At 39.7% G+C, this 7,168-nt stretch carries 8 protein-coding genes and 2 pseudogenes; 7 read left to right on the top strand and 3 right to left on the bottom strand.

All coding sequences use genetic code 11. The annotated features are described in order from the left end of the window. Nucleotides 1-121: 121 nt before the first annotated feature. The 3 genes and pseudogenes from JCM13188_RS15995 to JCM13188_RS15985 form a co-directional block, all read right to left on the bottom strand. Nucleotides 122-484 (bottom strand): TraR/DksA C4-type zinc finger protein, encoded by a 363-nt coding sequence (locus JCM13188_RS15995; protein ID WP_054754910.1) that lies wholly within the window; start codon nucleotides 482-484, stop codon nucleotides 122-124. A 9-nt stretch (nucleotides 485-493) separates the two neighbouring features. Further along, the gene (locus JCM13188_RS15990; RefSeq protein ID WP_054754911.1) at nucleotides 494-880 is read right to left on the bottom strand and encodes a hotdog fold thioesterase; all 387 of its coding nucleotides are present in this window, start codon (nucleotides 878-880) and stop codon (nucleotides 494-496) included. 55 nt (nucleotides 881-935) lie between these two features. Then, a pseudogene (locus tag JCM13188_RS15985) lies at nucleotides 936-1,885 on the bottom strand (1,4-dihydroxy-2-naphthoate polyprenyltransferase). Between the two features lie 177 nt (nucleotides 1,886-2,062). Here JCM13188_RS15985 and JCM13188_RS15980 point away from each other — a divergent pair. From JCM13188_RS15980 to menB, 7 genes and pseudogenes are all read left to right on the top strand, one after another. Continuing rightward, nucleotides 2,063-2,641, top strand: coding sequence for a hypothetical protein (locus tag JCM13188_RS15980; RefSeq protein WP_054754909.1), 579 nt, complete (start codon nucleotides 2,063-2,065; stop codon nucleotides 2,639-2,641). A 64-nt stretch (nucleotides 2,642-2,705) separates the two neighbouring features. After that, nucleotides 2,706-3,446, top strand: a pseudogene (locus JCM13188_RS15975) (isochorismate synthase); the annotation flags it as partial. After that, entirely contained in the window at nucleotides 3,443-3,628 is a 186-nt protein-coding gene (locus tag JCM13188_RS19795) for a hypothetical protein (protein ID WP_279401997.1), read from the top strand. The pseudogene JCM13188_RS15975 and the gene JCM13188_RS19795, both read left to right, overlap by 4 nt. 2 nt (nucleotides 3,629-3,630) lie before the next feature. Then, entirely contained in the window at nucleotides 3,631-4,845 is a 1,215-nt protein-coding gene (gene menD / locus JCM13188_RS15970; protein ID WP_279401996.1) for a 2-succinyl-5-enolpyruvyl-6-hydroxy-3-cyclohexene-1-carboxylic-acid synthase, read from the top strand. After that, complete coding sequence (locus JCM13188_RS19790) at nucleotides 4,817-5,167, top strand: thiamine pyrophosphate-dependent enzyme (RefSeq protein WP_279401995.1); 351 nt, start codon at nucleotides 4,817-4,819, stop codon at nucleotides 5,165-5,167. The genes menD and JCM13188_RS19790 overlap by 29 nt, the downstream gene beginning before the upstream one ends. After that, the gene (gene menH / locus JCM13188_RS15965) at nucleotides 5,164-5,949 is read left to right on the top strand and encodes a 2-succinyl-6-hydroxy-2,4-cyclohexadiene-1-carboxylate synthase (RefSeq protein WP_054754907.1); all 786 of its coding nucleotides are present in this window, start codon (nucleotides 5,164-5,166) and stop codon (nucleotides 5,947-5,949) included. Before JCM13188_RS19790 ends, menH begins: the two co-directional genes overlap by 4 nt. Before the next feature lie 35 nt (nucleotides 5,950-5,984). After that, nucleotides 5,985-6,803 (top strand): 1,4-dihydroxy-2-naphthoyl-CoA synthase, encoded by an 819-nt coding sequence (gene menB / locus JCM13188_RS15960; RefSeq protein ID WP_054754906.1) that lies wholly within the window; start codon nucleotides 5,985-5,987, stop codon nucleotides 6,801-6,803. Nucleotides 6,804-7,168 lie beyond the last annotated feature (365 nt).

Below are 7,168 nucleotides of genomic sequence, written 5' to 3'. Positions count from 1 at the left end.
GATCTCCCCAGCACGCGAACAGTTGGCCCGAGAATACGAACAGAATTCCCCCAAATACGAACTGTCTTCCCCGTAAAGCGTAATAATCTTGCATCACACCCAGAGAAATAAAAAACCAACCTTATTCAGGTTGGTCGGTAGCTTCAATCACATATCGAGCTGTTGGCATAGCTTTTAAACGTTCTTCTGGAATTGGTTTGCCTGTTTTCTCGCAAATTCCATAAGTTCCTTCTTCCATTTTTTCTAAAGCATGGTTAATTTCGCTTAACTCTTCTTCAGCCCGGCGATGTAAGGCCATATCTTTTTCACGCTCAAACATCTCCGTACCAGTATCAGCTGGGTGCTGCTGGTCAGCTGAATTGAGTTCGCCTACACTATCTTCAATAAACGACTCATTTGTTTCAAATGAATCAAGTTCCTCTTGAACACGTTTCTTTTCGTTTAATAATTCCTGTTTTAACTCTTTCATTAATTGTTGATCCATAAAATCACCTCATGATTTCAGGTCGACAACTCCTAAAGTACATCGTGAAATTGAAATAAGCTTCTCGTTTTCATCAACGATATTAATTTCCCAAACCATTGTTGTTCGTCCAACATGTTTTGGCGTCGCTTTGGCTTGCACATATCCGTCTCGTTTGCTTTTCACATGGTTAGCATTAATTTCGATGCCAAAGACGCTTTGCTTTTCAGGGTCAATATGCAAAAATCCACCCATACTAGCTGCGGACTCTGCTAAAGCGACGGATGCCCCGCCATGCAAAAAGCCTAATGGCTGATGAACTTTAGGTGTGACCGGCATTTTTAGAATAATTTCGTCTTTCTCGTACTTAACAATTTCAATTCCCAAGGCCTCAAAAAGTGTATTCTCCAATTGCATATGCTTCATGGTTCCCTCTCCTTTTATCATGTTTTATGGACCGTTAAATTATTCTTTATAACGTTTGAATCGCGTACAAATGATTTAGCAAAAAGGCAATTCCAAATAAAAAGCCAAAAATCGTATTGGTTTGAGCTGTAAATTTCATAGCTGGCATCATTTCGAGTGGAGTGTTGTTGTTTTTGAAAACGCTAATGGCATTAAAAGCTTTCTTAGCACTTAACAACGTGAGTAATCCCCACACAGGCATAATACCTAAAATAATAAATAAATGGTAATCGCATAAGCCGAAATGAAAAAGGCAGCGAGTACATTAATCGCGTTATGACGGCCGACTAAAATGGCTAACGTTTTTCTTCCATTTTCTTCATCGCCTTCAAGGTCACGAATGTTGTTTGACAGTAAAATCGCGCCGATTAAGATCGCAATTGGTATCGATAGTAAAAGTGGTTCACTTGATAGCGATTCAAGCTGAATATAATAACTGATCCCAATAATAACAGTCCCCATAAAAAATCCTGCGAAAAGTTCCCCAAATGGAGAATAGGCAATTGGATAAGGGCCTCCAGTATATAAATAACCGAATAACATCGATATTAATCCTATTACGGCAATCCAAAATGTCGTTAATAAACATATATAAAATCCTAATAATATGGCAATCCCGTAAAAGGTGAATGCTAAATTCCTAACTGTTTGAGGAGAAATGCCGTCACGGACAATAGTTCCTCCAATACCAACTGAATCCTCAGTATCGAGTCCCTTCACAAAATCATAATATTCATTAAACATGTTCGTAGCCGCTTGAATAAGCATGGACGCGATCAACATAGCTAAAAATAGTCCAATATGAATCGATGAATCAATACTCGCAATTACCGTCCCTACAAAAACAGGTATAAAAGATGCTGTTAACGTATGAGGGCGTAGCATTCTCCACCATATTTGAAAGCCGGACTTCTCCCCGAGCGCTTCTTTAGTTGTTTGATTTGACACGATTGTCATCCCTTTCTATACTAGTACAATTAACCTAAACATAGTTTAGTGAAACGAAGTAATCATGTCAATAAAGGTTTCTTAAGAACGCTCACACTGCTTATACCTTGTCTCATGAGGAAAAAAGTCATACAATAATGAAAGAGTGTTTTTGACACATGTATGTTTTTATTGGAGGCGTATGCCATGTTACAAACAAAGCCACTTACTATACTTGAACAACTTAATAATGCTAAAGAACATATGAATGATTTAGGTATTTCTCAGCTAATGGTTTCGTTAGTTGAGAAAGTCGATTATATAGATCCAATCCAATTCTTTTCGCATTTTCAAAATCAGGACCTAATTAGATTGTTCTGGAAAGACTCTGAGGATTCCTTTTATTTAGTTGGAATTGATCAGTTTAAAACAATCGAAACAAGCCAAAATCGCTTTGACGCTATCCAAAAGAAGCGAGAAGAACTATTAAATCAAATTTATTCTCCTAACGGTGCTGAGAAAGGGACAGGCCCAGTCATGCTGGGTGGTTTTTCATTTAATGACACCATTTATGGAGAGAAGTGGGATTCTTTTAATTCAGGGCAAATGATAATCCCTAAGACGTTACTGACTGTAAACGAAGATGATTATTATATGACTTATAATGTAACGTTGACTGAGAATACTGATGTCGATGAACTTTACAAGGAACTGTATTCCTATAAAAGTCGGTCACATGACGGAAAACAAAATTCAAATCAACAATTACAATCAACAAATAGTTAGATTATCGTAATTGGAGTCAGCTTATTGAAAAAGCGGTAGGCTCAATTAAAATGGTACGTTAGGGAAAGTCGTGTTAGCTCGTGAGCTTGAAGCGGAATTTAAACAGCCTATTAATATTAACGATGTGTTAGTTAATTTAGTTAATCATCAAACAGATAGTTTTATTTATATATTTGATCAAGGTGACGATGCGTTTATTAGCGCAACTCCAGAACGACTAGTAAAGGCGGATGACAATGAGCTGCTATCAACTTGTCTAGCTGGAACAATCAAACGAGGCGAGACGCCTGATGAAGATTCACTTTTAGCTCATCAGTTATTAAATGATGAAAAGAATCGCAGCGAACACCAATACGTCGTGAGTATGATCAAAGAAGCGATTGAACCGCTTACGTATTCAATCGACATTCCTACTAGCCCAGTTATTTTACCGTTAAGGTCGTTACAACATCTCTACACACCTGTTACGGCAAGGTTAAAAGAATCGCAAACGATTTTTGATTTAATAGAAAAACTTCACCCAACTCCGGCATTAGGCGGGGAGCCTCGTCACGTTGCCATGCAGTTTATTGAAGAAAATGAACCATTTGAGCGCGGTTGGTATGCGGCACCAGTTGGCTGGGTAGATGCAGATGATAATGGTGAAATGGCCGTTGCTATTCGTTCCGCCCTTATCAATCAAAATAAGGCGACATTATTTGCTGGTTGCGGCATTGTTGAGGAATCAGATCCTCTCGCAGAATATGAAGAAACAAAGTTAAAATTCACGCCAATGTTAGAGGCTTTAGGGGGCACCTCTCAATGAATATGGGAGAACGCACATATTACGTTAGTCATTTTATTGATGAATTATATCAGAATGGATTAGAGCATGTCGTCGTTTCTCCAGGCTCTAGATCTACCCCACTTGCGATGACGTTTGCTGAACATCCATCAATTAAAGAATGGGTTCATTTTGATGAACGTTCATCAGCTTTTTTGCGTTAGGGATGGCTAAGAAAACTCAAAAGCCTGTTGCACTGGTCTGTACATCAGGGACGGCTGCGGCGAATTATTATCCAGCAATTGTTGAAGCTTACTATAGCCGAGTTCCATTACTAGTGTTAACAGCGGATAGGCCTCATGAACTAAGAGATAATGGGGCACCACAAGCGATTGATCAGATTAAAATGTACGGTGCTTATACGAAATATTTTCATGAAATGGCAGTACCGGAAAATACGGAACAAATGAAGCGGTATGCAAGACGTCAAGCAAGCAGGTCTTATTCCATTGCGAATCACCCTAATAAAGGTCCTGTTCAATTGAATTTTCCATTTAAAGATCCGCTCGTCCCTGATTTAACGCTTTCGGATTTATGGGGATCTAGCACGCAGTCATTTGTGAACCATATCACAGGTAAGGAACAAATTGACGCATCAGCTGCCAGTCAGGTACTTGATTTGTTACAAGGGCAAAGCCGAGGTGTGTTTGTCTGCGGCGAGTTACATTCTGATGAGGCAAAAGAACACTTATTACAGTTAGCGAAAAAGTGGGAAGTCCCTATTTTAGCTGATGTATTATCGAATTTAAGAAAACATCCTTATACGAACGAATGGGTGATTTCAACTTACGACGCCATTTTAAAACAAGAGGAAATCAGAAATAACCTTGACGTCGACTTCGTCATTCGCTTTGGATCCATGCCTGTATCGAAGCCATATATGCAGTGGATTACCGCACAGAGGCCAGAGGTCCATATAGTGGTGGATGAAAATCAAGGTTATCGTGAGCCAACAAGTATCGAAACGACGATGGTGTTTAGCGAGCCAGCTTCACTATTAAAACAATTAAACGAAGCTGAAAGTTTACCTGAAATTGATCGTAAGTGGTCTAATTTTTGGTTTGAAAACAACCAGACAGCAACGGAAATTCTCACGTTAAACCAAGATGAACTAACTGAAGGAACAGCTATTTTAGCATTATCGGAAACCATCCAAGAAGAGTCAGTCGTGTTTGTTGGTAACAGCATGCCGATTCGTGATTTAGATACCTTTTTCTTAAATGATTATAAATCAGTCCAGGTTATGTCCAATCGTGGTGCAAACGGTATTGATGGTGTGGTTTCAAGTGCGATGGGCGTTGCCGCAACGGGAACCCCTGTGACATTAGTTATTGGAGATGTGTCATTCTTACATGATTATACGGCACTTTTTTATTGCTAAACAGTATAAGCTTCCGGTTCGAATTATAGTTGTGAATAATAACGGAGGCGGCATATTCTCATTTTTACCGCAAAATAAAGATAATAAGCACTTTGAAGCATTGTTTGGAACGCCATTCAACCCGCCAATTCAGTCAATGGTTCAAGGGCTAGAGGTGCCGTATGAAATGGCGAATGATTTAAACCATTTAAAAGAACTATTAGATCAGCCGATTCACTTTGAAGTTATCGAAGTCCAAACGAACCGAGAAGAAAATTTAAACTGGCACAGAGAGCAGTGGCAGAAGGTATATGAACAGTTGAAGCGAGATGGTTTATCATGATCATCACGATTAGTGAAAATCAGTATCACGTGGACATTCATGGTGAAGGGGAGCCAGTTGTGCTACTTCACGGCTTCACTGGCTCAACAAATACATGGTTAAAGACTACTAATCAATTAAAAGATCACTATCAATGTATTGTGATTGATCTACCAGGCCATGGACAAACTCGCGCAAAGGTCACGAGTATGGAACAGGCTTGTGAAGATATTGCTGAAGTTTTAACAGAACTAAAAGTCGAGACCTTTCATTTGTTAGGTTATTCTATGGGAGGCCGAACAGCGCTAGTTTTCACATCGATGTTTCAAGATCGGGTGGAAAAATTGATTCTGGAGAGTGCCTCCCCTGGCTTAGAAGGCAAGGCGCGAGTGGACCGACAAGAACAAGACAACCGACTTGCGAATTTTATCGAAACAAAAGGAATCGAAGAATTTGTTGATTATTGGGAAACCATCCCCTTATTTAAATCACAAGAAAAGTTAGCTGAAGCTGAGCAAGCCAGCATTCGCAAAGAACGATTAAGCCAGAATCCATCAGGTTTGACCATGTCCTTAAGAACGATGGGAACAGGCATGCAGCCGAACATGTGGCCAAAGTTAAACGACATTCAGGTGCCCACACTACTAATAACAGGTGAGCTTGATGAGAAATTTTTCGACATCAACCAAAAAGTCGTAAAAGCCCTACCTGACGCGATTCATGAGGTCATTCCAGATGTTGGCCATGCACCACACTTAGAAAATTCGAGTTTTTTTGGTAAAATAGTGTTGAATTATTTATAATTAAAACGATTACATAGAAAAGGGAGGCATTCATTGTGGCAGTACAATGGGAAAAAGTTCGTGATTACGAAGAAATTATTTACGAAAAATACAATGGTGTAGCGAAAGTAACTATTAACCGTCCAGAGAAGCGTAACGCATTTACGCCATTAACCGTACAAGAAATGATCGATGCTTTTGCAGACGCACGTGACGATTCAAATATCGGCGTTATCGTGCTTGCGGGTGAAGGTGACGAAGCATTTTGCGCAGGTGGAGACCAAACAGTTAGAGGACACGGTGGTTATGTTGGGACAGACCAAATCCCTCGCCTAAACGTTTTAGACTTACAACGTTTAATCCGTACTATTCCGAAGCCAGTTGTAGCGATGGTTTCAGGTTATGCAATTGGTGGAGGTCACGTTCTTCATGTCGTATGTGACTTAACTATTGCGGCAGATAACGCGATTTTCGGTCAAACTGGACCAAAAGTAGGTAGTTTTGACGCTGGTTATGGTGCAGGATTACTTGCACGTATCGTTGGTCATAAGAAAGCGCGCGAAATCTGGTACCTATGCCGCCAGTACAATGCGGAAGAAGCAAGAGAAATGGGCCTCGTTAACACAGTCGTTCCAGTTGACAAGCTAGAAGAAGAAACATTACAGTGGTGCGAAGAAATGCTTGAGAAATCACCAACTGCTTTACGTTTCTTAAAAGCATCATTCAACGCGGACACAGACGGACTTGCTGGACTACAGCAAATGGGCGGAGACGCAACACTTCTTTACTACACAACTGAAGAAGCCAAAGAAGGCCGCGACGCATTCAAAGAAAAACGCAAACCAGACTTCAAGCAGTTCCCACGTTTCCCATAAGTTTAATGTTAAAGATCGCGTTTTAGACGCGATCTTTTCATTATGTTTTGATTTTGGGGAATTGTAGGTGAGATTGATAAACTTGCCGGTAAAATTCAAACAGGCCGATAAATACTCAAAAGAGGCCGAAAAGTTTTTAAAACAGGCCGAAAGATTTGAAAAAAGGGCCGTTAATTTCTGAAAAGAGGCCGTAAAAATTTAAAAACTGGCCGTTAATTTCCGAAAAGAAGCCGATAAAAATTAATAAACTGACTGATAAAATCCAAAACCGACCGATAAATTTAAAAAACCGACCGATAAATTTAAAAAACCAACCGATAAAATCCAAAAAGTGACTGATAAATTCGCAAAACCGACTGATAAAT

The sequence above is a fragment of the Piscibacillus salipiscarius JCM 13188 genome, assembly GCF_001311865.1.
GTDB classification, from domain to species: Bacteria; Bacillota; Bacilli; order Bacillales; family Alkalibacillaceae; genus Piscibacillus; species Piscibacillus salipiscarius.
This window is presented reverse-complemented; position numbering and strand designations above follow the sequence as displayed.

Coding starts and splice junctions, on each gene's coding strand:
- menD (WP_279401996.1), top strand. CDS start 3,631: ATGGCTAAGAAAACTCAAAAGCCTGTTGCACTGGTCTGTACATCAGGG.
- JCM13188_RS19790 (WP_279401995.1), top strand. CDS start 4,817: ATGATTATACGGCACTTTTTTATTGCTAAACAGTATAAGCTTCCGGTT.
- JCM13188_RS19795 (WP_279401997.1), top strand. CDS start 3,443: ATGAATATGGGAGAACGCACATATTACGTTAGTCATTTTATTGATGAA.
- JCM13188_RS15990 (WP_054754911.1), bottom strand. CDS start 880: ATGCAATTGGAGAATACACTTTTTGAGGCCTTGGGAATTGAAATTGTT.
- JCM13188_RS15980 (WP_054754909.1), top strand. CDS start 2,063: ATGTTACAAACAAAGCCACTTACTATACTTGAACAACTTAATAATGCT.
- JCM13188_RS15995 (WP_054754910.1), bottom strand. CDS start 484: ATGGATCAACAATTAATGAAAGAGTTAAAACAGGAATTATTAAACGAA.
- menH (WP_054754907.1), top strand. CDS start 5,164: ATGATCATCACGATTAGTGAAAATCAGTATCACGTGGACATTCATGGT.